Raw genomic sequence first — 24551 nt, 5'->3', positions numbered from 1 at the left:
ACACCCGTAGAGTTGTCCTCCGAACGGAGTGTGCGTGTCAGAGAAAGAGTCGAACTGGAAGTTCGCCGAGGACATCGTCTCGGAACCCGAGGTGATCGCCCGAGCGCGTGAGCACTCCCTGGAGCTCGGGGTCGAGGCGATCTCGCCCGCCATCGGCGCACAGATCGCCGTGGTCGCCGCCGCCTCGCGCGCCACGAGCATCATCGAGATCGGCACCGGGCTCGGGGTGTCCGGTCTCTGGCTGCTGAGCGGTGCGCCCGAGGCCACGCTCACGACGATCGACGTCGAGGTCGACCACCAGCAGTACGCCCGCGACGCCTACATCGCCGCCGGTACCGCCCCCGCCCGCGTCCGGCTCATCCCCGGTCGGGCGAACCAGGTCCTGCCCCGCATGAACGAGGCGTCGTACGACCTCGTGCTCGTGGACGCCGACCCGGAGCACGTCATCGAGTACGTCGAGCACGGCCTGCGGCTCGCCCGGGTCGGGGGCACGGTGCTCGTGCCGCACGCCCTGTGGCGCGGTCGGGTGGCTGACCCGGTGCGTCGGGACCGCGCGACCACGGACTTCCGACTGCTCCTGACCGAGGTGTCGACGTCCGGGGCGGTGCGGAGCGCGCTCTCGCCCGCCGGCGACGGCCTGCTGCAGATGACGAAGGTCAGCGCCTAGGACCGTCCCGACCGCCCGCGTCCAGGTGGCGCAGGTACCGCTCCGGCGCCGCGAGGAACGCCCGCTGGTCGCGGACCAGGTCGAGGTCCTGCCACGCCGTCCGCCGGATCCCCCACGGGCCGACCTCGTGCACGGCGGCTCCCGGGAACGCCGCGAGCACCGGCGAGTGCGTGGACAGGAGCACCTGCCCGCGACCGGTCTCGACGATGGACTGCAGCAGCCCGATGAGCGCGAGGCACCCGGAGAACGACAGCGCGGACTCCGGCTCGTCGAGGATCCACAGCCCGGGCCACTGCGACCGGTCGATCACGAAGTCGAGGAACGACTCCCCGTGGCTCCGCTCGTGGAACACCGGTTCGGGTCGACCACCGCCGTGCTGTTCGAGGTACGTGAACACCCCGTGCATGGTCTCCGCGCGCAGGAAGAAGCCGCTCTTGGCCGCACCGGGCTCCCGCACGAGGACGAGGTGCTCCCACAGCTGCGACTCGCTGGGGCGGGTGCTGTGACCGGACATCGTCGAGCCGCCCTCCGGTCCCATCCCGAACGCGATGGCGATCGCCTCGACCAGGGTGGACTTGCCGACGGCGTTGTCGCCGACGAACACGGTCACCGGGTCCAGGTCGAACCCGTCGTCGAGCAGCTGCCGGACGGGCGCGAGCGTGGCGGGCCAGGCGCCGCGCGGGAGCGGGTCGGGCGCGTACTCCTCGACGCGGCGGATCGGCAGGCGGGTGCGGGGCACGGCACCATCCTGGCGGGCAGCACCGACAGGCGCAGGGGCGCACGGGCCCGGCCGGCCGCGCGCGCAGGAGGCCCGGAGCGTACGCTCCGGGCCTCCTGTCGGTGGTGCTTCGACGGAACTACGCCGAGACGACCTCGGCGAGTGCGTCGTGGAGTTCCTTGGCCTCGGCGTCGTTGACCGAGACCACCAGGCGGCCTCCACCTTCGAGCGGAACCCGCACGATGATGAGTCGACCCTCCTTGACAGCCTCCATCGGCCCGTCACCGGTCCTCGGCTTCATCGCTGCCATCAGATGTCCCCTTTCGTGCAGAAGATGCTCGCCCATTATCCCGTACCGAGGGGGCAACTGCGAAACCGCCCAGGTTGGGGGTGTCGGAATGCGACGTTCTCGCGGCTGCGAGTGGTGACCTTGGTGAATGCCGAACATCCGCTCCATGCTCCGTCCACAGGCCGAACCGGTCGCCGAGGCGGTGCCCACGGGCATGCGCATCGCCGGTGCCTTCTCGTGGCGCTTCCTCGTCACGGTGGCAGCCCTGGCCGTCGTCGTCGCGCTGGTGGTCCTGCTGCAGGACATCGTGGTGCCGTTCCTGGTCGGGCTGCTCGTCTGCGCGCTGCTCGCCCCGTTCTCGGCGTTCCTGCAACGACACCGGTGGCCGAAGTGGCTCGCGGTGCTGACGGCCTGCATCTCGGTCGTGGTGGTGCTCGGGATCCTGGCGCTCGTCGTCACGGCGCAGGTCCGCTACGACCTGCCGACGCTCGAGCGACGCCTGACGAGCAACGTGCAGACCTTCCAGACCCTCCTCGCGTCCGAGCCGTTCGGCATCACCTCGGCGCAGGTCACGAAGTACCTGGCGGAGGCGACGAAGTTCCTGCAGACGCACGCCTCGTCGATCCTCTCCGGTGCGGCCGAGGCGGGCAGCGGACTCGTGCACGCGCTCGAGGGGCTGTTCATCGTGGTCTTCACGACGATCTTCGTGCTGATCGACGGGCACCGGATCTGGTCGTGGGTCGTCCGGATCTTCCCGCGGCGCTCCCGCGGCCGCATCGACGCGGCCGGTCAGGCGGGGTGGAAGACCCTCACCAGCTTCATCCGCGTGCAGCTGATCGTCGCGGTGACCGACGCGCTCGGCATCGTCATCGGCGCGCTCGCACTGGGGCTGCCGCTCGCCGTGCCGATCGGCGTCATCGTGTTCTTCGGGGCGTTCGTCCCGGTGGTCGGCGCGATCGTCGCCGGCGTCGTCGCCGTGCTCATCGCGCTGGTGTTCAACGGGCTGGTGCCGGCGCTCATCATGCTCGCCGTGGTGGTCGTCGTGCAACAGCTGGAGAGCCACGTCCTGCACCCGTTCCTGACCGGCAGCGCCGTCAAGGTGCACCCGCTCGGCGTCGTGCTCGGCGTCACCGCGGGCACCACCATCGCTGGCGTCGTCGGCGCCTTCTTCGCGGTGCCGTTCATCGCGACGGTGAACGCGATGGTGCACGCAGCGGCCGACTGGCGCCCGGGCGAGGACCCCTCCGCCACGGCCCCCGCCGAGGACTCAGACGACCGCGAGGTCGATCACGGCGGCGTCCAGTCGTAGCCGTCGACCAACCAGCACGCGTCGAGCCACATCCACTGCAGCACGAGGCACGCGGCGACGAGGAGCACCTGGTAGACCGATGACCGGGGCAGCGCCACGATGCCCAGGAGCGGCGCGATCGGCAGCAGGATGCGCCAGGTGCTCGACTGCGGGAAGAAGACCGCGAGCAGGTACACGACGTACGCCACCGCCCACAGCCGCAGCTCGAGCCCGACCCGACGGGCAGCGGGCTGGAACACGAAGACGGCGAACCCGACGACCGCCACGGCGAGCAGGATGCCGCCGGCCGGCTGCCGGAACCACCAGCCGAAGCCCTGCACCCACGGGGTGAACGGCACGAGCTCCTGCCAGCCGATGTACGACGACCGCCAGGCGAGCTCGGTGTCGGTGTACGCCTTCGGCACCCCGGTCACGGCCCAGGCGATCGCCGGCCACGCGAGCCCGACGAGACCGGACACCGCGCCGACCACGAGCGGCGGCAGGGCGGTGCGGACGGTCGGGCGGGCGTACTCGCGCACCCAGGCGGGGCGGACGGCCCACACGACCAGGAACAGCGCCACGAGCAGCCCGAACGCGAGTCCGGTGGGCCGGGTCATGCCGAGCAGCAGGACCACCGGCAGCATCGTCCACCAGCGGCGGTCCACGAGCAGCAGCAGGGCGACGAGGAGCAGGAACATCCCCATCGACTCTGCGTAGGCGACCTGGAACATCGCGGACACCGGCGCGACGCAGAACAGCACCGTGGCGAACGTCGCCCGGCCGTCGTCGAGGAACCGTCCGAGCAGCCGTCGGAACACGAGCGCGGCACCCCACCCGGCGACCAGCGACACGGTCACGGCGACGGCCTCGAACGACGCCCCGGTGAGGAGCATCAGCCCGCGGACCAGGAACGGGTACGCCGGCATGAACGCCCACGCGTTCTCGGTGACGTGCCCGGCGGCGTCCACCGGGAGCGTCGACGGGTACCCGCCGGTGGCGATCACCCGGTACCAGGCACCGTCCCAGATCGCGGCGAACGACAGGTACGAGGGGTGCTGGACCGTGAACGAGTTCGCAGCCTGCTGCCCCGCGTAGGCCAGGAGCATCGCCCCGGTGACGATCCGTGCGACGACGTACACGACGGTGATCCGCACCCACCAGGGCACGGCACGGTACCGGGCGCGCCACCGCACCCCCGGCCGACGCCCCGCGACGACCGGCGCGGAGCCCGTCGTCACGCCGTCAGCCACCGCCGCAGACCGTCCTCGACCGCAGAGATCTGGTCGACGGGGACCTGCTCGTCGTCGTGGTGCGCGAAGACCGGCTCGCCGGGGCCGTAGTTCACGGCGGGGACGCCGAGCGCTGAGAACCGGGCGACGTCCGTCCAGCCGTACTTCGGGCGCGGGGCCGGCCCGCCGACCGCGGCGACGAAGTCCTGCGCGAGCGGGGCGTCGAGCCCGGGACGCGCGCCGGCGGCGAGGTCGACGATCTGCACGTCGTACCCGTCGAAGAGCTCGCGGATGTGGGCCACGGCCTCGTCCGCGCTGCGCGAGGGCGCGAAGCGGTAGTTCACGTGGACCATCGCCTCGTCCGGGATGACGTTGCCGGCGATGCCGCCGGAGATCCCGACGGCGTTCAGGCCCTCGCGGTAGTCGAGGCCGTCGACGGTCACCGTGCGCGGCTCGTAGGCGGCGAGGATGGCCAGGATCGGTGCGGTCTTGTGGATGGCGTTGTCGCCGATCCAGCTGCGGGCACTGTGCGAGCGCTTGCCGAACGTGCGGACCTCGGCCCGCAGGTTGCCGTTGCAGCCGCCCTCGATCTGCGCCCCGGAGGGCTCACCGAGGATCGCGAAGTCGCCGGCGAGCAGTCCGGGCCGGGTGCGGGCGAGTCGACCGAGGCCGTTCAGCGAGTCGCTGACCTCCTCGTGGTCGTAGAACACCCAGGTGACGTCGACGTTCGGTGCGACGAGGTCGTACGCCAGTTTGAGCTGCACCCCGACGCCGGCCTTCATGTCCACGGTGCCGCGGCCCCAGAGGATCTCGGTGCCGTCCTCCGTGGTCCGGAACTCGGTCGGCAGGTTGTGGTTCAGCGGCACGGTGTCGATGTGCCCGGCGATGACGACGCGGCGGTCCCGACCGAGGTCCGTCCGCGCCACGACGGCGTCGCCGTCGCGGACCACCTCGAGGTGGTCGAGGGGCGCGAGCGTCGCCTCGATCGCGTCGGCGAGGCTGCCCTCGTTCCCGGACACCGACTCGATGTCGCAGATCACGCGGGTGATGTCGATGGACGAGGCGGTGAGGTCGAGCAGCTCCGGCATGCGGTCAGCGTACCGGCCGCGTCCTGCGGTCGGCTGGTCCACGGCACCGGCCGGGAGGCACGGATCGCCTCCCCCACGACCGTCCCGCTGGACGGGTGGCCGGGCCCGGCAGGTCGGTACCCTGGTCGCGTGACCGACGCGCCCGCAGCCACCGACCGCCCCACACACGCCTGGGGCCACGGCCTCGCCACGATCGCCGCCGACGGCACCACCCTCGACACCTGGTACCCGGAGACGCACCTGGGCGAGCTCCCCGCAGACGCCGCGTTCCCGGAGGACCTGCGCGCCCACGTCGGCGACGACCCGCGGCGTGACGTCCGGGTCGAGGCGGTGACGACGGCGATCGTGCTCGACGACGCCCCGGCGAGCACGCCCGACGCCTACCTCCGCCTGCACCTGCTCAGCCACCTGCACGTGCAGCCGAACACCATCAGCCTGGACGGTGTCTTCGGACACCTGCCGATCGTCGCGTGGACGAACGCCGGCCCGGTGCACCCCGATGCCCTCACCCGGCTCCGTCCGGTCCTGCAGCGCGCCGGGATCGCCGTGCACGCGGTCGACAAGTTCCCGCGCCTGCTCGACTACGTCGTCCCGGACCGCGTCCGCATCGGCGACGCGAACCGGGTCCGGCTCGGGGCGCACCTCGCGCCGGGCACCACCGTCATGCACGAGGGCTTCGTGAACTTCAACGCCGGCACCCTCGGCGACGCGATGATCGAGGGCCGCGTCTCGCAGGGCGTCGTCGTCGGGAACGGCACGGACATCGGTGGCGGCGCGTCGATCATGGGCACGCTGTCCGGCGGCGGGACCCACCGGGTGTCGCTCGGCGAGCGCGCCCTGCTCGGGGCGAACGCCGGGCTCGGGATCTCGCTCGGCGACGACTCCGTGGTCGAGGCTGGGCTGTACGTCACGGCCGGCACGAAGGTCGTCCTGGTCGGGGCCGCCCCGGGCCCGGACGGCACGCCCAGGACCGTGAAGGCCGCCGAGCTCTCCGGGACGCCGAACGTGCTGTTCCGCCGGAACTCCGTCACGGGCGCCGTCGAGGCACTCCAGCGCAGGGGCGAGGGCATCCAGCTCAACACCGCGCTGCACGCGTAGCCGGGGACCGGCCCAGCGCACGAGGCGACGGACGGGAGGCACGTGGCGGACCCGCCACGAGCCTCCCGTCCGTCGCATCCCGGCCGCCTGCCCAGCGTGCGCGGGCAGGACGCACCGGTCAGCGCGTCGGCAGGTCCCGTTCCGGGTGCCCCACGTAGAGCTGCTGCGGGCGGCCGATCTTGTTGAGCGGGTCGTTGTTGAGCTCACGCCACTGGGCGATCCAGCCCGGCAGGCGACCGATCGCGAACAGGACCGTGAACATCCGCGGCGGGAAGCCCATCGCCCGGTAGATGATGCCGGTGTAGAAGTCGACGTTCGGGTAGAGCCGACGGCTGACGAAGTACTCGTCCTCGAGCGCGATCTGCTCGAGCTCCATCGCGATGTCGAGGAGATCGTCCTGCACGCCGAGGGACTCGAGGACCTCGTGCGCGGACTCCTTGACGAGCTTCGCGCGCGGGTCGTAGTTCTTGTAGACGCGGTGTCCGAAGCCCATGAGCTTCACCCCGCGCTCCTTGTTCTTCACCCGCTCGACGAAGCGCGACACCGGCTCGCCGGAGTCCTTGATCTGCTGGAGCATCTCGAGCACGGCTTCGTTCGCGCCCCCGTGCAGCGGGCCGTACAGGGCGTTGATGCCCGCCGAGATCGACGCGAACATGTTCGCCTTCGTCGAGCCGACCAGGCGCACGGTCGAGGTCGACGCGTTCTGCTCGTGGTCCTCGTGCAGGATGAGCAGCCGCTCGAGCGCCTTCGACAGCACCGGGTTCGGCACGTAGGTCTCGGCCATGGTGCCGAAGTTCAGCCGCAGGAAGTTGTCGACGAAGGACAGCGAGTTGTCCGGGTACAGGAAGGCCTGCCCGATCGCCTTCTTGTGCGCGTAGGCGGCGATGACGGGGAGCTTGGCGAGCAGCCGGACGGTCTGCAGCTCGACCTTCTCCGGGTCGTCGACGCTCATGTCGTCCTCGTAGTACGTCGACAGGGCGCTCACCGCGCTGGACAGCACCGACATCGGGTGCGCCGAGTGCGGCAGGGCGTCGAACAGGCGACGGAGGTCCTCGTGCAGGAGCGTGTGGCGACGGATGCGGGCGTCGAACCCGGCGAGCTCGTCCGCGGTGGGGAGCTCGCCGTAGATCAGGAGCCAGGCGACCTCGAGGTAGGTGCAGCCCGACGCGACCTGGTCGATCGGGTACCCGCGGTAGCGCAGGATCCCTTCGTCGCCGTCGATGTAGGTGATGGCGCTCTTCGTGGCGCCGGTGTTCACGAAGCCGTAGTCGAGCGTGTTCAGCCCGGTCTGCTTCTTGAGCGTCGAGATGTCGATCGCCGACGCGCCGTCGACGCTCGGCAGGATCGGGAACTCCGCCGTGCCGCCCGGGAACGTGAGCGTCGCGGTCTCCGTGGACTCGGCGGCGGCGGGGCTCACGGGGACGGGCGTGGTGGGCGGTGTGGCCGTCTTCTGAGCGTCGTTGGCAGTGTCAGTCACGACCACAGCCTAATCGCGGGGACTGTCGGTCGTGCACCACGGGAGCCCTCGGAATTGGTGGGAACCGCGGATTGTGCACGGAGACGGACCGGCTCCGACCGCGTCCCGTGGACGTTCCGGCCGCGTCGCCGGGATGTCCCAGCTGCGGCACCCCGGCCCGGCTGGGTCAGGAACCGGCGAGTCGTCGGGCGCTCGCCAGACGCTGCGCCGCCGCCGCGATCCGGTCGTCGGTGGCGGTGAGCGCGACCCGCACGTGCTCGGCCCCCGCCGGGCCGTAGAACGTGCCGGGGGCGACGAGGATGCCGCGGTCCGCGAGCCACGACACGGTGTCGAGTGCGGGCTCGCCGCGGGTCGCCCAGAGGTACAGGCCCGCCTCGCTGTGGTCGATCCGGAAGCCCGCGTCCTCGAGTGCCCGTCGGAGCATGTTCCTCCGGGCGCGGTAGCGGGCCTTCTGCTGCTGCACGTGGGTGTCGTCGGCCAGCGCCTCGACCATCGCCTGCTGCACGGGCAGCGGCGGCATCATGCCGGTGTGCTTCCGGACGGCGAGCACGTCGGCGAGGACCGCGGCGTCACCGGCGACGAACGCCGCGCGGTACCCGGCCAGGTTCGACTGCTTCGACAGCGAGTACACGCTGAGGACGCCGTCCACCGAGTCCCCGACCACGCGCGGGTCGAGGATCGACGGCGTGGGGGCGGTGTCGTACGGCGGTTCCCAGCCGAGCTCGGCGTAGCACTCGTCCCCGACGACGACCGCGCCGAGTTCGCGGGCGCGGGCGACGGCGGCGCGGAGCCGCTCCACCGACAGCACGCGGCCGTCCGGGTTGCCCGGGGAGTTCAACCAGACGAGCCGGGTCGTGGCCGGCCAGGTCGCCGGGTCGTCCGCGGCGAGGGCCTCGGCGCGCACGAGGGCCGCGCCGAGTTCGTAGGTCGGGTACGCGGCCTCGGGGAACACGACGGTGTCGCCCGGTCCGATGCCGAGCCACAGCGCGAGCCCCGCGATGAACTCCTTCGAGCCGATCGTCGGCAGGACCTGGTCGGGCGTCAGGGTGATCCCCTGCCGGCGGCCGTACCAGTCGGCGATGGCCTCGCGCAGGGCCGGCGTGCCCGCGACCTGCGGGTAGGCGTGCGCGTCGGTGGCGTCGGCGAGGGCCCGTCGGACGACCTCGGGCGTGGGGTCGACGGGCGAGCCGACGCTGAGGTCGACGATGCCGCCCTCGGACGCCGCTGCGCGCTGCTTGAACGGGACGAGCTGGTCCCAGGGGAAGTCGGGGAGGTCGAGCGCCACGGGGGTGTCGCCGGTCAGCCGCGTGGGGGTTCGGCCAGGACGACCGGGTGGTCCTTGTGGATCACACCGACCTTCGCGGCACCGCCGGGCGAGCCGATCTCCTCGAAGAACTCGACGTTCGCCTTGTAGTAGTCGGCCCACTCCTCGGGGAGGTCGTCCTCGTAGTAGATCGCCTCGACCGGGCAGACCGGCTCGCACGCACCGCAGTCGACGCACTCGTCGGGGTGGATGTACAGCGACCGGTCACCCTCGTAGATGCAGTCGACCGGGCATTCGTCGATGCAGGCGCGGTCCTTGACGTCGACACAGGGCTGGGCGATCACGTAGGTCACGGTGCGGGTGCTCCCTTCGGACTGAGCGCTCTCGATCCTACTCGCGGGGCAGGGCCGACCCTGACCGCGCACCGTCCCGCGCCTCGGCGGCGGCCCGGGCGGCCCGGAGTCCGGACAGGTCCGGCCAGGCGAGGGCGAGCAGCGTGATGACCGCGGGGGCGAACGTCCACACGTACCCGGCGGGGTTCGCGAGCACGAGCGGGGACGACTGTCCGCCGACCGACACGAGCACCTGGGTCGCGACGATCACCGCGACGCCGGCGGCTGCGACGAGGACCCGGGAGCGGAACAGCAGGCGGAGGCCGACGACGAGCCCGACGACGACGAGCGTCGTGATGACCATGCCGACCGGGATGCCCCCGATCGTCTGCTGGTGGGTGACGGTGCCGAGCGCGCCAGCGAGCAGTCCGGCGACCACGGACACGACGACGGCCGCGGCCTTGCCCTGGCCGGACAGCTCCGCGAAGGTCTGCGGGGTCTCGGGCACCGGGTCGGCGTCGTGTCGGAAGGCCTCGACGTCGCGGGCGTGCTGCCGCTCCCCGTGCGGCATCACCCACGACAGCGCCCGCGGGTCGTCGGTCGCGGCCGGGTCCACCGTCAGCTGGGAGCGGTACTGCTCGAGCGCCGCGCGGACCTTCGCCCGGACCGGCACGACGTCCACGGTCAGGTCGGGCTCCGTCGTCGCGGGGTCGACGATCATCGAGAACGGGACCTCCTCAGCACGGGCGGCGTACCGGGCGGCGTGGTGCACGCGCACGTGGTCCGGGTGGCCGTAGCCACCGTCGTCCGCGTAGCTGACCACCGCGTCCGCCCCGGTCGACCGGATCGCGGCCCGGACGTCGTCGACGACCTCGCCGAGGTCCGCCGCGGTGAGCGAGTCCGCCGGGGCGTCGTCGGCGGCGATCGCCCGCCCGTCGGGGCCCCACTGCATCCCGGAGTCGGTGTACCGCCGCGGCGCCAGGTCGGTCGGGCGCGCGCCGGGTCCGCCGAGCCACAGGTGCGCCGGACCGCCGAGGGCGGCGAGCGCGGCGGCGATCTCGGTCTCGCGGTGCTCGGCGACGCGGGGGCCGTCCCCGGCGATCCCGGCGAGCTCCGGCACGAGCACCTCGCCCTGCTCCCCCCGCGTGGCGGTGAGCACGGTGACCTCGGCCCCGAGCTCGAGCAGCGTGGCGATGGTGCCGCCGGAGGCGAGGGTCTCGTCGTCGGGGTGGGCGTGCACGAACAGGACGCGCTCGGGGCGCGTGGCGGGGACCTTGGACATCAGGGCCAAGGCTACTTCGCTACCGCGGGGTGACGATGTACGTCGCGGTGACGCCGTCCCCGCTCTTCGAGAACGTCAGCACCACGCGGTGCGCGTCGCTCCGGAACAGCCCGAACGCGCTCGAGGCGTCCGCCCGCTTCGCGGACTCGGTGTACCCGGCGTCCGCCAGGCGCTGGGCGGCCGCGGCGAAGTCGTCGACCGACCCCGCACGGACCTGCACCACCCAGCCGGAGCCGTTCGGCCCCGTGCCGCCGCCGAGGACCGTGCCGTCGACGAGCGGGACCTCGGCGGTCGGGAACCCGTCCGGGACCTTGCCGTCGGAGGTCACCCCCGTGCCCTTGAGGGCCGCGTCGAGGGCGCCGTCGATGCCGCCCGCGACCGAGGACATCCCGTCCTGGATCGCCTTGCCGTCGATGCCCTGCACCGTCTCGGAGACGTTCGAGGCCACCGAGGATCCGAGGGCGGTCGCCTGCTGGACGTCGGCGGCCGAGCAGCCGGTCAGACCGGCGAGGGTGATGCCCGCCGCCACGGCGGCGAGCAGGGTCCGGGTCGTACGCATGCGGTCACCATAGGGCGACAGCCGGGAGGCGCGGCGTGCGTTCCCTGGGAACCTGCCTGCCCGCCACCGGGTCACGCCCGGCGGGGCACGCCCGGCGGGTGGGGCGCGTCAGGACAGCCAGGCGCGGGTCGCGGCCGTCAGCGCGTCGACCCCGACGGGGATTGCAGTCTCGGCCTGCGGCGCGTAGAACGGCGAGTGGTTGCTCGGGACGTCGTCGCCGCGACGGAAGAGCTCCGGGTCGGTGATCCCGGTGAACCAGTACACGAGCGGCACGCCGGCCGCGGTGGCGAGCTGCCCGACGTCCTCGGACGCCATCGCGAGGCCGATCTCCAGGTCGCGGGCGTCCGGCACCGCGCCCTGCAGCGCCTCGAGCACGCGCCGAGCGGCCTCGGCGTCGTTCACGGTGACCTCGGCCCCCGGCGCCCGCTGGATGGTCGGGGCAGGGAGGCCGCCCGCGTCGCTCTCCGCACGCACGATGCGCTCGATCGACGCGATGATGCGCTCCCGGGTCTCCTCGTTGCGGGCCCGCGTCGAGATCTCGATGACGGCCTGGTCCGGGATGATGTTCGGCCGGGTGCCGGCGTGGAAGCTGCCGACGGTGACGACACCGGCGTCGGACGGCGAGACCTCGCGCGAGACGACGGTCTGCAGCCGCACGACGGCGCTCGCGGCGGTGACGATCGGGTCGAGCGAGGCCTGCGGCGCCGAGCCGTGCGCGCCGCGGCCGTTGAACGTGACGGTCAGTCGGTCGCTCGACGCCATCACGGGGCCGGAGCCGACCGCGACGACGCCGACCGGTGCCGGCGCGGAGTGCTGGCCGAGGACGACGTCGGGCTTCGGGAACCGCTCGACCAGGCCGTCCTCGAGCATGGCCCGGGCGCCGGAGATCACCTCTTCCGCCGGCTGGAACACGGCGACGACGGTGCCCGACCAGGCATCGCGGGTGTCGACGAGCCGTCCGAGCGTGCCGAGCAGCCACGTCACGTGGATGTCGTGCCCGCAGGCGTGCATCGTCGGGACCTCGGCGCCCTCGTCGTCCCGCCCGGTGTGGGTGCTCGCGTACGGCAGTCCGGTGCGCTCCTGGACGGGCAGGCCGTCCATGTCGGCGCGGAGCCAGACGACCGGGCCGTCCCCGTTCGCCAGCACGCCGACGACCCCTGTACCGCCCACGCCCGTGGTGACGTCGAGCCCTCCGAGCTCGGCGAGCCGGTCGGCGACGACGCCGGCCGTGCGATGCTCCTGGAAGCCGAGCTCCGGGTGGGCGTGCAGGTCCTGGTACAGGGAGAGGAGGTCGAGGGTCACGCCCTCCACCGTAACCCTCGGGACGGACGGCACGGACGCCGACGGCCCGGCCACCTGCTGCGGTGACCGGGCCGTCGGACGGAGGCAGTGCCTCCAGGCCGGACCTGCTTACGCGTCCTGGCGCTTCAGGCGGGCGTACGCGCGCTGGCGCGCCTGCGCGTCCAGCTCGACCTTGCGGATGCGGACGTGGTCGGGGGTGACCTCGACGCACTCGTCCTCGCGCGCGAACTCCAGGCACTCCTCGAGGGAGAGCTGGCGCGACGGCGTCATCGACTCGAAGGAGTCGGCGTTCGCCGAACGCATGTTCGTGAGCTTCTTCTCCTTCGTGATGTTCACGTCCATGTCGTCGGCGCGCGAGTTCTCGCCGATGACCATGCCCTCGTAGACCTCCTCCGTCGGGTTGACGAAGAACGTCATGCGCTCCTGCAGGTTCGTGATGGCGAACGGCGTGACGACACCGGCGCGGTCGGAGACGATCGAGCCGTTGATGCGGGTCTGGATCGGGCCGGCCCACTCGTCGTAGCCGTGCGAGATCGCGTTCGCGATGCCGGTGCCGCGGGTCTCGGTGAGGAACGACGTGCGGAAGCCGATGAGGCCACGCGACGGCACAATGAACTCCATGCGGATCCAGCCGGTGCCGTGGTTCGTCATGTTCTCCATGCGACCCTTGCGCGCGGCCATGAGCTGCGTGATCGCGCCGAGGTGCTCCTCCGGCGTGTCGATCGTCATGTGCTCGTAGGGCTCGAGGAGCTTGCCGTTCTCGTCACGCTTCGTGACGACCTGCGGCTTGCCGACGGTGAGCTCGAAGCCCTCGCGGCGCATCTGCTCGACGAGGATGGCGAGCGCCAGCTCACCGCGGCCCTGGACCTCCCAGGTGTCCGGGCGGCCGATGTCCTGCACCTTGAGCGAGACGTTGCCGATGAGCTCGCGGTCCAGACGGTCCTTGACCATGCGGGCGGTGAGTTTGTGGCCCTTGACCTTGCCGACGAGCGGGCTCGTGTTCGTCCCGATGGTCATCGAGATGGCCGGGTCGTCGACCGTGATGGTCGGGAGCGGACGGACGTCCTCGGGGTCGGACAGCGTCTCGCCGATGGTGATCGTGTCGAAACCGGCGACGGCGACGATGTCACCGGGGCCGGCGGACTCGGCCGGGTAGCGGTCGAGCGCCTTCGTGATGAGGAGCTCCGTGATGCGGGCATTCGCGACGGTGCCGTCGTGCTTGACCCACGCGACCGTCTGCCCCTTCTTCATGGTGCCGTGGAAGATGCGGAGCAGCGCGAGGCGCCCGAGGAACGGCGACGCGTCGAGGTTCGTGACGTGCGCCTGCAGGGGGTGCTCGTCGTCGTACTTCGGGGCCGGGACGTGCTGCAGGATCGCCTCGAACAGCGGCTCGAGGTCGTCGTTGTCGGGCAGCGAGCCGTCCTCGGGCTTGTTGCGGCTCGCGGCGCCCGCGCGACCCGAGGCGTAGACCACCGGGACGTCGAGGATCGCGTCGAGGTCGAGGTCGTCGACCTCGTCCGCCAGGTCGGAGGCCAGGCCGAGGAGCAGGTCCTGCGACTCGGAGACGACCTCGTCGATGCGGGAGTCCGGGCGGTCCGTCTTGTTGACGAGCAGGATCACCGGGAGCTTCGCGGCGAGCGCCTTGCGGAGCACGAAGCGGGTCTGGGGCAGCGGGCCCTCGGACGCGTCGACGAGCAGCACGACACCGTCGACCATGGAGAGGCCGCGCTCGACCTCACCACCGAAGTCGGCGTGGCCGGGGGTGTCGATCACGTTGATCGTGATGCGACCGCCCGGGTTGAACTCCTCGGCGTGCTTCCCGTTGTAGAGCACCGAGGTGTTCTTCGCGAGGATGGTGATGCCCTTCTCGCGCTCGAGGTCGTTCGAGTCCATCATGCGGTCTTCGCCCTCGAAGTGGGCGTCGAACGAGTTGGTCTGCGTGAGCATCGCGTCGACGAGGGTGGTCTTGCCGTGGTCGACGTGTGCCACGATGGCGACGTTGCGCAGGTCGGACCGGGTGGCGAGCGCCATACAGGACATCCTTCAAGTGTTCGGAGAAGATCGGGCGGCCGGTCGTCGTGGACACATGGCACCCGCGGGCAGAACGCCCGACACGCCAGTCTACCGGTAGTTCGCAACCACGAGGAGTACAGCGTATGAGCCGACGGCGAACGTGGGTCGAGATCACGATCGTCCTCATGCTGTCGCTCGGCGGGAGCGCGCTCTACTCGATCCTGCAGATCATCGACGACCTGTCGCAGACGACCCCGCTCGGCGAGCAGTCCACGGCGCTCAACCAGTCGACGACGACCGTGCAGTACGTCGACCTGGCGCGGCAGCTCCTGGGCATCGCGGTCGACCTGGCCCCGGTCGCGCTCGTCTGCTCCCTGCTCTGGAGCACGACCCGCCCGCACCTGTCCCGGCTCGGCATCGACCGGTTCCGCGTGCGCCCGGACCTCGGCGGCGCGGCGCTCATCGCCCTGGGCATCGGGATCCCGGGGCTCGCGCTGTACTTCACGGGCCGGGCGCTCGGCTTCACGGTGGACGTGGACCCGGCGGCACTGAACACGTACTGGTGGACGATCCCCGTCCTGCTGCTCTCGGCGATCCGGTCCGGGCTGCAGGAGGAGGTCATCGTGGTCGGCTACCTGTACGAGCGGCTCGGCGGGCTGGGGTGGGGGCGGTGGCAGGTGATCCTGTCCACCGCGGTCCTGCGCGGGAGCTACCACCTGTACCAGGGCTTCGGGGCCTTCGTGGGGAACGCCGTGATGGGGATCGTGTTCGGCTGGATGTACACCCGGTGGGGGCGGCTGCTCCCCCTCGTGATCACGCACTGCCTGCTCGACGCGGCGGTGTTCGTCGGGTACCCGTACGTCGCCGCGGCGTTCCCGCACCTGTTCCGCTGACCCGGCGGGATCGGGGCACCGGCGCCGGCGTCGGTGCTGGCGCCGGTGCTGGTGCTGGTGCTGGTGCTGGTGCCGGTGCTGGTGCCGGTGTTGATGCCGGTGTTGGTGGAGCAGAAGACGTCGGGTCCGCGGGCGCGACCCGACGTGTTCTGCTCCACCGACGCGCCGGACGCGACCGACCGCCGGGCGGGAGGCGCGTGGCGGGGCGGCACCGTGCCTCCAGGCCGTCAGCCCGCCGCCTGCCGGGCCGCCCGCCCGCCTGCCCGCCCGGCCAACCAGCGGGCCGCGACACGCAGGTTGCGGCTGGCTCCCGGGCACCTGGCCCTACCGTGAGCGCATGAGCATCCCCGAGGTCGGCGAACCGGCTCCCGACTTCACCCTGCCGGGCACGATCGTCCGCGCCGGTCACCGCACCGACGGCGAGTACGCGCTGTCCGCCGAGATCGGCCGACCGGTCGTCCTGGCCTTCTACCCCGGGGACGCCAGCCTGGTCTGCACGGCACAGCTCTGCAGCTACCAGGAGGAGCTCGACGGGTTCCAGGACCTCGGTGTCGTCGTGTGGGGCATCAGTCCGCAGGCGCTGGACTCGCACGAGGCGTTCGCGCGCGGGGCGTCGCTGACGTTCCCGCTGCTGAGCGACCCCGCCGGACGGATCGTCCGCGCCTACGGCCTGCAGGCTCCGGGGATCGGACTGCGCCGGTCGGTGTTCCTGGTGGGACCGGACGGTGTGCTGCGGTGGCGGCACGTCGGGTTGGTCGGGCTGCGGTTCCCCAAGGCCGCGACGATCCGCGAACAGGTCGAGCGGCTGGTCGAGTAGCGGGCGCACCGCCGGGGCAGCGAGTTCTGTGCCGGAACGGCGTGGCGACTTCCTGAAGGTTCCGGGGTCGGGTATTGACACCCGAACTGGGGCGCGGTGACCATGGATGCACGAGAGGTCCACAGGACTTGCCTCCCCGGGGAATCGGGTCGTCCGGAGATACGCGCCGGTGTGTCACACCCGCTCCCCGGACGTTCCCGGGGAGGCACTCTCGGTACGCGCGTCCGCCTCGTCGGCGCGGGTCCCACTGCCCGCTCGCCTACCATGCTCGGGTGACCCGCACCGTGATCGTTGCCCCCGGCATGCGTCTGTCCGCCGTCGTCCTCTGGGCGGTCGCCGTGCTCCTCGTGCCGCTCGCCCTGGTCGGCGGCGGGGCCCCGTGGCTCGCCCCGGTGCCCAGCCTGTTCATCGCGCTCGTCGCGTACGCGGTCCTGTGGCGGCCGCGCTTCGTCTGCACCGACGGCAACCTGCAGGTCGTCGACGTCCGACGGACCAGCACCTACGACTGGCGCCGCGTCACCGAGATCCGGACGAAGTACGGGATCGAGATCGTCTCGAGCGAGGGCGTGCGCCGCACCTGGCTCGCCACACGCAGGACGGCTCGGCTGGGCGTGCTGCCGACGGACCGGACGGGAGGCACGACCCGCCTCGACGTGGAGGCTGCGGCCGCTCGGATGCGTGCGTTCCTGCCCGAGCCGGTGGTGCAGGACGGCCCGCCTCCGGCGACCGTCGTGCCGGCGGTGATCACGCACCGAGCGCACGGCTGGTCGGTGGTCGGGATGATCGTGCTCGGGGTGGCCGCGTCGATGGCGGGCGCGCGGCTCTGAGGGGGTCGGCGGCCGCCAGGCGACGGCCGGCTGCGGCCGACGGCTGCCGGCTGCCAGCTGCCAGCTGCCAGCTGCCGTACACGGGAGAACCCCCGGCGCCCGGAGGCGTCGGGGGTTCTCGGTGCGGTCGTGACTACTTCGTGTAGCCGACGTCCTGCCACTTGACGGAGCTCTGCTGGAACTGCGCCGGACCGTAGTTGACCAGGTCCTTCCGCACACCCCAGGCGTAGGGCTCCGGGAACAGCGGGATGGTGCCGGCGACGCCGACGATCACCTTGTCGATCTTCTGCGCGTCCTTGATCCGGTCGTTCGCGTTGAGCTCGGCGTTCGCGGTGTCCCAGAGCTTGCCGAGCGACTCGTCGGTCACGCCGGTGTAGTTCTGGCCTGCGTCGGCCGGGTAGTAGATCGACTTCGTGGACGACACCGGGAAGGGCGTGCCCTGCCAGGCGAAGTAGGTCGCGTCGAAGTCACGCGTGGTCGTCGTGACGTACTTCGTGAAGAAGTCGTCGGTCGGGACCGTGTCGATCGTGACCTTGAAGCCGGCGAGCTTCGTCTGCTGCTGCACGAGCTGCGCGATGTTGGCCGAGTTCTGGTTGTCCGACGGGATCACGAAGCGGACGTCGAGCTCCTTGCCGCCCTTCGACGCGTATCCGTTCGAGCCGATCTTCCAGCCGGCGTCCTCGAGCTTCTTCTTCGCGGAGTCGGTGCTGTAGCCGTAGACCTTCGACGCGTCGTCCTGGTACCCCTTCTGCCCCGGGAGGTAGATGAGGTTGTTCAGGACGGTCACCGGGCTCTTCACCGGCGAGAGGATCGCCTGCGCGAGGACCTGACGGTTCATGGCCTGCGCGAACGCCTGGCGGACCGACTTGTCCTTGAACACCTCGGACGTGCCGTTCAGCGTGATCTGCCGCTGGGTCGTGCCGAGCGAGCGCTCGATCTTCGAGTCGGACCGGCTGTTCGCGGTCTTGAAGTTGTCGGCGCTGCCGTTCAGGTTGAACGCGTCGAACTCCTTGTTGGCGTACGCCTGGGCCACGCTGTCGCGCGACACCGTCTTGAAGACGATCGTGTCGAGCTTGGGGGTGTCACCCCACCACTTCGGGTTCTTCTCGAAGGTGAGCACGCCGCCGTTCGCGTCGAACGACTTGACGATGTACGGGCCGCCCGAGACGTACGTCGTCCCGTCGGCCGCGTACGGGCCCTTCGCCCACGCCTTGTTGAAGTGGTCCGGGGTGTCGACGGCCCAGTACGGGTAGATCCCGCCGAGCACGCTCGGCCAGTCGGCGTTGACCTTCTTGAAGGTGATGACGACGTCGCGCTCGTCCGAGCCCTGCGTCACGGAGTCGACGTCCTCCCAGACGTTCGTCGCGAGGGGCGCGAACGCCGGGTTGGTCCCGTTCAGGGCCTTCCAGTTCGCCTCGACGTCCTTCTCGGTGATCGGCGTCCCGTCGGACCACACGGCCTTCGGGTTGATCTTGATCTCGACGGTCTGCGGGGAGTCCTTCGTGAGCTTCACGGACTCGGCGTAGTCCGGGTTCGCCTCCCAGTCACCGTTCTCCTTGAACTGGATGAACCCGGGCAGGTACACGCCGGCGATGGTCTGGTCGTCGACCGTGCCGGAGTCGAGGTTGTTGATCTGGAAGTTGGCGGGAGCCGAGTCGATCGGCAGCGTCAGGGAGCCGCCGTCCTTGATCGAACTGCGGTCCGCGGTCGTCCAGCCCGTCGACTTGAGCGACGACTGGGCGACCGCGGAACTGCTCTCCCCCGCCGTCCCGCCGCCCGAGCAGCCGGCCAGCACGAGTGCTGCGGCGGCTGCGGTGGCGAGCACAGCGGTGCTCTTGATCCTCATTCGCATCGCGAGGATCCCCTTTCGGTGTGGTTCGCGCTGAGCGCTGGCGAACGTCGGCGGCCCCTGCCGTCACGTCTTTGGTTGAGAACCCTAGCCACATCAGAAGGCTCCACAAGAGTCCCTGCGAGGAATCGAAACACGGCCGTAACACATGTTGCATAGCGTCACTTCGCATCACCACGACGTCGACGGATGGGGTTACGCTCTCCTCGCCGACAACGCCGTCCGTACCCTGCGAGGTCCATCGTCCATGCTTGCCTTCATCGCGAAGCGCATCGTCAACTACGTCATCCTGACGATCGTCGCGACCACCCTCGGGTACCTGCTCGCCAGTTCCACGCTGAACCCGGCATCCCGGTTCCTGGGCCGCAACCCCGCCGTGCCACAGGGCACGATCGACGCCTCGCTCCGCAAGCTCGGCGCCGACCCGAACACCCCCCTGCTCGTCCGCACGTGGGACTGGTGGGTGGGCCTCGTCACGCACGGCTCGCTCGGCATCAGCGCCCGCGGCACCGAGGTCACGGCCGACATCGTCGCCCGGTCCGGCACGAGCCTGCGGCTGCTGGTGATCGGCACGCTGCTCGGCGCGATCCTCGGCGTGCTGCTCGGCGTCTGGAACGCGGTCCGGCAGTACCGGGCGTCCGACCAGGTGTCCTCGTACCTGTCCTTCGCCGTCCTCGCGACGCCGGTGTTCGTGATCGCCGTCGTGCTCATGATCCTCGCGACCGCGCTGAACAACGCGGCAGGGACGCAGCTCATCAGCTTCACCGGTGAGTACACACCGGGGGTGACCGGGTTCTTCCCCGTCCTCGGCGACCGGCTCGTCCACCTGTTGCTCCCGACGATCTCGCTGACGATCGGCGCCGTGGCCTCGTACTCGCGGTACCAGCGCTCGGCGATGCTCGACGTCCTGTCGAACGACTTCATCCGCACCGCCCGGTCGAAGGGCCGGACGCGCGGATCGGCCATCATGCGCCATGGCGTCCGCGTCGCCCTCATCCCGATGTCGACCTTCTTCGCGTACTCGTTCGGCCTGATCCTGACCGGCGCGAGCATCACCGAACTGGTCTTCAGCTGGCACGGCATGGGCGAGTACTTCGTGCAGAGCATCACCAACAACGACATCAACGCGGCAGCGGGCACGATCCTCTTCACGGCGATCCTCGTGCTCATCGCAGGCACCCTCGCGGACCTGCTCTACGCCGCGCTCGACCCGCGAGTGAGGGTGTGACCCGTGTCCGTACTCGACCCCACCACCACGACCACCGCCGGCGACCCCGGCAGCGGTGACGCCGGGACGCCCGCGCACGTCATCGAGGTCCGGTCCGGCCGCACCCCGCTCTGGCGGAAGGTCCTCGGCACCTGGCGCGCCCGCATCGGCGGTGGCGCCCTGCTGCTCATCATCCTCTGGGCCTTCGTCGGTCCGTACCTGTACCACTGGAACGCGGTCGACTCGGACGGCCTGGCCTTCGGCGCCGCACCGAGCGCCGCCCACTGGTTCGGCACGAACGACATCGGACAGGACATCTACGCGCAGACGCTCGTCGGCCTGCAGAAGTCGCTGCTCATCGGTCTCATCGCCGGACCCGCCTCGACCCTGATCGCTGGGATCGTCGGCGCGGTCGCCGGCTACTTCGGCGGATTCGTCGACCGTGCCCTGGTGTGGGGCATCGACCTGCTGCTCGTGATCCCGTCGTTCTACGCGCTCGTGCTCCTCAGCCCGCTCTTCAAGAACCTCAGCTGGGTGGCCCTGATCGTCGGCCTGGCGATCTTCGGCTGGATGATCATGGCGCGCGTGATCCGCGGGCAGACGATGTCGCTGCGCGAACGCGACTACGTGAAGGCCGCCCGGTTCATGGGCGTGCCGTCGTCGACGATCATCCGCCGGCACATCCTGCCGAACGTGGCCTCGCTGCTCATCATCGACGCGACCCTCGGCGTCGGCGCGATGATCCTGTCGGAGAGCGCCCTGAGCTTCTTCGGCTTCGGCATCCAGGTGCCGGACGTGTCCCTCGGCACGCTGCTCGCCGCCGGGAGCCAGTCCGCCGTCACCCGTCCGTGGCTGTTCGTGCTGCCGGCCGCGACCCTCGTCGCGACCGTCCTGTCGACCAGCCTGCTCGGCGATGCCCTGCGCGACGCCATCGACCCCACCTCTGGAGCCAACCGTGACTGAGCCGCTGCTCACCGTCTCCGACCTGTCCGTCACCTTCAACCCGCGGACGAAGCCGGTCTACGCGGTCCGGGGTGTCGACTACTCGGTGCAGCAGGGCGAGTTCCTCGGCATCGTCGGCGAGTCCGGTTCGGGCAAGTCCGTGTCGTCGATGGCCGTGATGGGCCTGCTGCCGTCGTCCGCCCAGGTGCAGGGCAGCATTCGATTCGACGGCCAGGAGCTCGTCGGCCGCACTGACCGCGAGATGTCACGGCTCCGCGGTGGCGACATCGCGATGGTCTTCCAGGACCCGCTGTCCGCGCTGACGCCCGTGTACACGATCGGGCAGCAGATCGCCGAGGGCCTGAAGCTGCACGACCGGGCCCTCACCACGCAGGCCGCCCGGGTCCGCTCCGAGGAGCTCCTGCGTGCCGTCGGCATCCCGAACCCGGCCCGCCGGCTCGACGCCTTCCCGCACGAGTTCTCCGGCGGCATGCGCCAGCGCGCGATGATCGCCATCGCGATCGCGAACGACCCGAAGCTGATCATCGCCGACGAGCCCACCACGGCGCTCGACGTCACGATCCAGGCGCAGATCCTGGACGTGCTGCAGACCGCGAAGGACATGACGGGCGCCGCGGTCGTGCTCATCACGCACGACCTCGGGGTCGTCGCGGGCAACGCCGACCGGGTCGCGGTGATGTACGCCGGACGGATCGTCGAGACCGCGCCGGTCGACGAGCTCTTCCACGAGCCCGTGATGCCGTACACGATCGGCCTGCTCCGCTCGATGCCGAACATGACCTCGGCACGGACCGAGCGTCTCGTGCCGCTCGACGGCCGCCCGCCGCTCCTGACCGCCCGGCCGACCGGGTGCCCGTTCGCGGACCGCTGCCCGGCCGTCATCGACGCCTGCCGCGACGGTGAGCCCGCACTGCTCGCGCCCACCGTCCCGGCCGCGGCGGGCAACCCCGTGCTCACCGGCACCACGCCGACGATCACGAACGGCACCTTCCTCGACGACCACACCGCCGCGTGCATCCGTCGCGACGAGATCGCCGCGGGCACCCTCGCCCGCTCCGAGATCTTCCCCCGCCCCGAGGACGTCCCCGAGGCCGCCATCGACCACGGCGACGAGGTCGTCCTCGAACTCCAGGACGTCGTCAAGACCTTCCCGCTCACCAAGGGTGCCGTCTTCCGTCGGCGCATCGGCGAGGTGCACGCCGTCGACGGCATCTCCCTGACCCTGAAGCGCGGGCAGGTCCTCGGGCTCGTCGGCGAGTCCGGCTGCGGCAAGACGACCACGATCATGGAGATCCTCGAGCTCGCCGGGGCGCAGCAGGGCACCATCCGGGTGAACGGCGTCGACACCGGCACGCTCTCGAAGCGCGACCGCCGGGCCCTGCGGAGCGACATCCAGGTCGTCTTCCAGGACCCGATGGCGTCCATCGACCCGCGGCTCGACATCGGTTCGGTGATCGGCGAACCCCTCACCGTGCACGGTGTCCCGAAGGACGAGATCCGCCGCCGGGTCCGTGACGCGCTCGAGCTGGTCGGACTCGAGCCGAGCTACATCGACCGATACCCGCACGAGTTCTCCGGCGGCCAGCGGCAGCGCATCGGCATCGCCCGCGCGCTCATCGTCGAGCCGAAGATCCTCGTGCTCGACGAGCCGGTCTCCGCGCTCGACGTCTCCGTCCAGGCCGGTGTCATCAACCTGCTCGAGGACCTCAAGCACCGCCTGGGCCTGTCCTACCTGTTCGTCGCGCACGACCTGTCGGTGGTACGGCACATCGCCGACGACGTGGCCGTGATGTACCTCGGCCGCATCGTCGAGTACGGCGAGGGCGACCGCGTCTTCGACGACCCGCAGCACCCGTACACGCGGGCGCTCCTGTCGGCGGTCCCCGTCCCGGACCCCTCCGCCGAGGCAGCCCGCGGACGCATCCTGCTGCGGGGAGACCTGCCGAGCCCCACCGAGCGCATCGAGGGCTGCCGGTTCCGCACCCGGTGCCCGCTCTACCAGCTGCTCGACGAGGGCCGCCAGCAGCAGTGCCGCGCCGTCGACCCGCACCTGCAGGACGTCGCGGGCCGCGGAGTCGCCTGCGTGCAGACCGACCAGGAGCACCTGCTCACGGAGCACGCGACCGCCGCGGTCTGAGCCACCCACGGACGGGAGGCAGGTGGCGGCCGCGCCACGTGCCTCCCGTCCGGCGTCTGCACGTGCCCGCGCGCGCTCGGCCGTGGACCGCGAGCGGGCGGAAGCCGTCACGCTCGCGACGACCGGGCCACACGTTCCGCCCGCTCGGCGCACCGGCTCCCCGCGCCCCGCGCGAGCGGGCGGAATCCGCGCGTCAGCGGCTCCTCGCGCCGCGCATTCCGCCCGCTCGGCTCGCGCGGTCATCCCACGCACGCGAGCGGGCGGTACACGTCACGTTCGCCCGAACCGCGTGACACCTTCCGCCCGCTCGGCACACGGTTCCGCCCGGCGCGCGCGAGCGGGCGGAATCCGCGGCCGGGACGCCCGTCGCCCCGCAGGAACCGCCCGCTCGGCTCATCGCGGGGCGCGCCGTCGCGACCGGGCGGGATCCGCGCGTCAGCGGCTCCCCTCCCCACGCATCCCGCCCGCTCGACGCACGCGACCGCCCGGGCACGCGAGCGGGCAGTACGCGTCACGTTCGCCGGGACGGGTGACACCTTCCGCCCGCTCGGCCGACGGGTCCGTGCGGCGCCGCGCGAGCGGGCGGCATCCGCGCCGGGCGTGCGCGGCGCGTCGCGGGAACGGCCCGCTCGGCAGGGCGCGCGAGAGACGGGCGGGCTGCGGTGCGCGGGGTGCGTGCGCGACGGACGGGAGGCGCGTGGCGGGGCTGGTGCCGCGCCTCCAGGCCGGTGGGTGGCGGGGTCAGCGCAGCGCAGCGCTCACCAGGGAGACCGCGAGGAGGACGACGGCCGCCGCGCCGACGAGCAACGCGAGTCGGTCCCATCCGCGGACGACCAGGCCACCGGCGGCACCCGCCTCGCGGCGCTCCGCCCAGCGGTCGAGCAGCACCGACATCTCGACCGGCTGCGGCAGCGTCCGCGGCTCGCCTCGGCGCGCGGGCTTCGGGCGAGGCAGCGACGGGCCACCCCAGCAGGAGACCGTGCGGCCCTCGGTGGTCTCGACCACGATCTGCCAGCGGAGGCGGACGTCGGCCACCGCGCCCCACGGCACGCGGGTCTCACGGAGGGGGTTCACGACGGTCAGCGCGTCGTCGTCGAGTCGGATCGACGGACGGAAGGTGAGCACCCAGAGCGCCCAGACGAGCACGGCGAGCGGGCCGAGGGCGGTGAGCACGACGTCCCAGCTCCCCCGGACCGCGGCGTCGCCGAGCAGGAAGAGGCCCAGCAACGCGACGAGGCCGGACGCCACCGCT

At 71.5% G+C, this 24551-nt stretch carries 22 protein-coding genes; 9 read left to right on the top strand and 13 right to left on the bottom strand.

The annotated features are described in order from the left end of the window. The first annotated feature begins 34 nt into the window (after positions 1-34). Complete coding sequence (locus tag DEU32_RS01030) at positions 35-667, top strand: O-methyltransferase (RefSeq protein ID WP_058741479.1); 633 nt, start codon at positions 35-37, stop codon at positions 665-667. On the opposite strand, the gene DEU32_RS01025 is transcribed toward DEU32_RS01030, so the two are convergent. Further along, positions 657-1406 carry an AAA family ATPase gene (locus DEU32_RS01025; RefSeq protein ID WP_114848968.1) on the bottom strand — a complete coding sequence of 250 codons (750 nt, stop codon included), beginning with the start codon at positions 1404-1406 and terminating at the stop codon, positions 657-659. The two genes, DEU32_RS01030 and DEU32_RS01025, sit on opposite strands and share 11 nt — an antisense overlap. Before the next feature lie 118 nt (positions 1407-1524). Beyond that, on the bottom strand, positions 1525-1695 hold the full coding sequence (locus DEU32_RS01020; RefSeq protein ID WP_017887054.1) for a DUF3117 domain-containing protein: 171 nt from the start codon (positions 1693-1695) through the stop codon (positions 1525-1527). A gap of 145 nt (positions 1696-1840) precedes the next feature. Here DEU32_RS01020 and DEU32_RS01015 point away from each other — a divergent pair, with 145 nt between their 5' ends. Next, a complete protein-coding gene (locus tag DEU32_RS01015; RefSeq protein WP_220152758.1) occupies positions 1841-2983 on the top strand; it encodes an AI-2E family transporter in 1143 nt (380 codons plus the stop codon). Here DEU32_RS01015 and DEU32_RS01010 read toward each other — a convergent pair. Both DEU32_RS01010 and dapE read right to left on the bottom strand, forming a co-directional pair. After that, positions 2962-4212, bottom strand: coding sequence for a hypothetical protein (locus DEU32_RS01010; RefSeq protein WP_258554740.1), 1251 nt, complete (start codon positions 4210-4212; stop codon positions 2962-2964). The two genes, DEU32_RS01015 and DEU32_RS01010, sit on opposite strands and share 22 nt — an antisense overlap. Beyond that, positions 4197-5279, bottom strand: a complete 1083-nt coding sequence (gene dapE, locus DEU32_RS01005; protein ID WP_114848966.1) for a succinyl-diaminopimelate desuccinylase — start codon at positions 5277-5279, stop codon at positions 4197-4199. The genes DEU32_RS01010 and dapE overlap by 16 nt, the downstream gene beginning before the upstream one ends. A 129-nt stretch (positions 5280-5408) precedes the next feature. On the opposite strand from dapE, the gene dapD reads away from it, so the two are divergent. After that, positions 5409-6377 carry a 2,3,4,5-tetrahydropyridine-2,6-dicarboxylate N-succinyltransferase gene (gene dapD / locus DEU32_RS01000; protein WP_114848965.1) on the top strand — a complete coding sequence of 323 codons (969 nt, stop codon included), beginning with the start codon at positions 5409-5411 and terminating at the stop codon, positions 6375-6377. 118 nt (positions 6378-6495) lie between these two features. Here the strand turns inward: dapD and DEU32_RS00995 are convergent, their stop codons facing one another. The 7 genes from DEU32_RS00995 to typA all read right to left on the bottom strand — a co-directional run bounded on the left by DEU32_RS00995 (position 6496) and on the right by typA (position 14624). Next, on the bottom strand, positions 6496-7794 hold the full coding sequence (locus tag DEU32_RS00995; protein WP_083519881.1) for a citrate synthase: 1299 nt from the start codon (positions 7792-7794) through the stop codon (positions 6496-6498). 226 nt (positions 7795-8020) lie between these two features. Beyond that, on the bottom strand, positions 8021-9139 hold the full coding sequence (gene dapC / locus DEU32_RS00990; RefSeq protein WP_114848964.1) for a succinyldiaminopimelate transaminase: 1119 nt from the start codon (positions 9137-9139) through the stop codon (positions 8021-8023). A 14-nt stretch (positions 9140-9153) separates the two neighbouring features. Next, the gene (gene fdxA, locus DEU32_RS00985; RefSeq protein ID WP_058741473.1) at positions 9154-9471 is read right to left on the bottom strand and encodes a ferredoxin; all 318 of its coding nucleotides are present in this window, start codon (positions 9469-9471) and stop codon (positions 9154-9156) included. Between the two features lie 37 nt (positions 9472-9508). Beyond that, positions 9509-10732, bottom strand: a complete 1224-nt coding sequence (locus DEU32_RS00980) for a PIG-L family deacetylase (protein WP_114848963.1) — start codon at positions 10730-10732, stop codon at positions 9509-9511. A 19-nt stretch (positions 10733-10751) separates the two neighbouring features. Further along, the gene (locus tag DEU32_RS00975) at positions 10752-11291 is read right to left on the bottom strand and encodes a hypothetical protein (protein WP_114848962.1); all 540 of its coding nucleotides are present in this window, start codon (positions 11289-11291) and stop codon (positions 10752-10754) included. A 108-nt stretch (positions 11292-11399) separates the two neighbouring features. Further along, on the bottom strand, positions 11400-12593 hold the full coding sequence (locus DEU32_RS00970) for an amidohydrolase (RefSeq protein ID WP_114849174.1): 1194 nt from the start codon (positions 12591-12593) through the stop codon (positions 11400-11402). Positions 12594-12701: 108 nt separating this feature from the next. Continuing rightward, positions 12702-14624 carry a translational GTPase TypA gene (gene typA, locus DEU32_RS00965; protein WP_058741470.1) on the bottom strand — a complete coding sequence of 641 codons (1923 nt, stop codon included), beginning with the start codon at positions 14622-14624 and terminating at the stop codon, positions 12702-12704. Positions 14625-14749: 125 nt separating this feature from the next. On the opposite strand from typA, the gene DEU32_RS00960 reads away from it, so the two are divergent. From DEU32_RS00960 to DEU32_RS00945, 3 genes are all read left to right on the top strand, one after another. Then, positions 14750-15499 (top strand): CPBP family intramembrane glutamic endopeptidase, encoded by a 750-nt coding sequence (locus DEU32_RS00960; protein ID WP_114848961.1) that lies wholly within the window; start codon positions 14750-14752, stop codon positions 15497-15499. A 337-nt stretch (positions 15500-15836) separates the two neighbouring features. Further along, positions 15837-16316: a peroxiredoxin gene (locus DEU32_RS00950; RefSeq protein WP_114848960.1), complete on the top strand. Its 480-nt coding sequence runs from the start codon at positions 15837-15839 to the stop codon at positions 16314-16316. A 272-nt stretch (positions 16317-16588) separates the two neighbouring features. Continuing rightward, positions 16589-17143 (top strand): hypothetical protein, encoded by a 555-nt coding sequence (locus DEU32_RS00945; protein ID WP_141860575.1) that lies wholly within the window; start codon positions 16589-16591, stop codon positions 17141-17143. 133 nt (positions 17144-17276) lie between these two features. Here the strand turns inward: DEU32_RS00945 and DEU32_RS00940 are convergent, their stop codons facing one another. Further along, positions 17277-18995, bottom strand: coding sequence for an ABC transporter family substrate-binding protein (locus DEU32_RS00940; RefSeq protein WP_114848958.1), 1719 nt, complete (start codon positions 18993-18995; stop codon positions 17277-17279). Between the two features lie 244 nt (positions 18996-19239). Between DEU32_RS00940 and DEU32_RS00935 the strand changes: the two genes are divergently transcribed. Genes DEU32_RS00935 through DEU32_RS00925 form a run of 3 tightly spaced genes read left to right on the top strand, consistent with a single transcriptional unit; the run spans position 19240 to position 23299 of the window. Next, positions 19240-20220: an ABC transporter permease gene (locus DEU32_RS00935; RefSeq protein WP_058741465.1), complete on the top strand. Its 981-nt coding sequence runs from the start codon at positions 19240-19242 to the stop codon at positions 20218-20220. A gap of 3 nt (positions 20221-20223) precedes the next feature. Next, a complete protein-coding gene (locus DEU32_RS00930) occupies positions 20224-21162 on the top strand; it encodes an ABC transporter permease (protein ID WP_114848957.1) in 939 nt (312 codons plus the stop codon). Then, complete coding sequence (locus DEU32_RS00925; RefSeq protein ID WP_114848956.1) at positions 21113-23299, top strand: ABC transporter ATP-binding protein; 2187 nt, start codon at positions 21113-21115, stop codon at positions 23297-23299. The genes DEU32_RS00930 and DEU32_RS00925 overlap by 50 nt, the downstream gene beginning before the upstream one ends. A 741-nt stretch (positions 23300-24040) precedes the next feature. Here the strand turns inward: DEU32_RS00925 and DEU32_RS00920 are convergent. Next, a complete protein-coding gene (locus DEU32_RS00920) occupies positions 24041-24547 on the bottom strand; it encodes a PH domain-containing protein (RefSeq protein WP_058741980.1) in 507 nt (168 codons plus the stop codon). Positions 24548-24551: the final 4 nt, after the last annotated feature.

The organism is Curtobacterium sp. AG1037 (assembly GCF_003349855.1).
Classification (GTDB): Bacteria; Actinomycetota; Actinomycetes; order Actinomycetales; family Microbacteriaceae; genus Curtobacterium; species Curtobacterium citreum.
The sequence above is the reverse complement of the archived record's forward strand: the minus strand, read 5'-3'. Positions and strand labels throughout refer to the sequence as shown.

Bases quoted from the DNA above. Each gene is read 5' to 3' on its own strand.
- DEU32_RS00935 (WP_058741465.1), top strand. From the start codon at position 19,240: ATGCTTGCCTTCATCGCGAAGCGCATCGTCAACTACGTCATCCTGACG.
- DEU32_RS00975 (WP_114848962.1), bottom strand. From the start codon at position 11,291: ATGCGTACGACCCGGACCCTGCTCGCCGCCGTGGCGGCGGGCATCACC.
- DEU32_RS01020 (WP_017887054.1), bottom strand. From the start codon at position 1,695: ATGGCAGCGATGAAGCCGAGGACCGGTGACGGGCCGATGGAGGCTGTC.
- typA (WP_058741470.1), bottom strand. From the start codon at position 14,624: ATGGCGCTCGCCACCCGGTCCGACCTGCGCAACGTCGCCATCGTGGCA.
- DEU32_RS01015 (WP_220152758.1), top strand. From the start codon at position 1,841: ATGCTCCGTCCACAGGCCGAACCGGTCGCCGAGGCGGTGCCCACGGGC.
- dapE (WP_114848966.1), bottom strand. From the start codon at position 5,279: ATGCCGGAGCTGCTCGACCTCACCGCCTCGTCCATCGACATCACCCGC.
- DEU32_RS00950 (WP_114848960.1), top strand. From the start codon at position 15,837: ATGAGCATCCCCGAGGTCGGCGAACCGGCTCCCGACTTCACCCTGCCG.
- DEU32_RS00980 (WP_114848963.1), bottom strand. From the start codon at position 10,732: ATGTCCAAGGTCCCCGCCACGCGCCCCGAGCGCGTCCTGTTCGTGCAC.
- DEU32_RS00960 (WP_114848961.1), top strand. From the start codon at position 14,750: ATGAGCCGACGGCGAACGTGGGTCGAGATCACGATCGTCCTCATGCTG.
- DEU32_RS00940 (WP_114848958.1), bottom strand. From the start codon at position 18,995: ATGCGAATGAGGATCAAGAGCACCGCTGTGCTCGCCACCGCAGCCGCC.
- DEU32_RS00925 (WP_114848956.1), top strand. From the start codon at position 21,113: ATGCCCTGCGCGACGCCATCGACCCCACCTCTGGAGCCAACCGTGACT.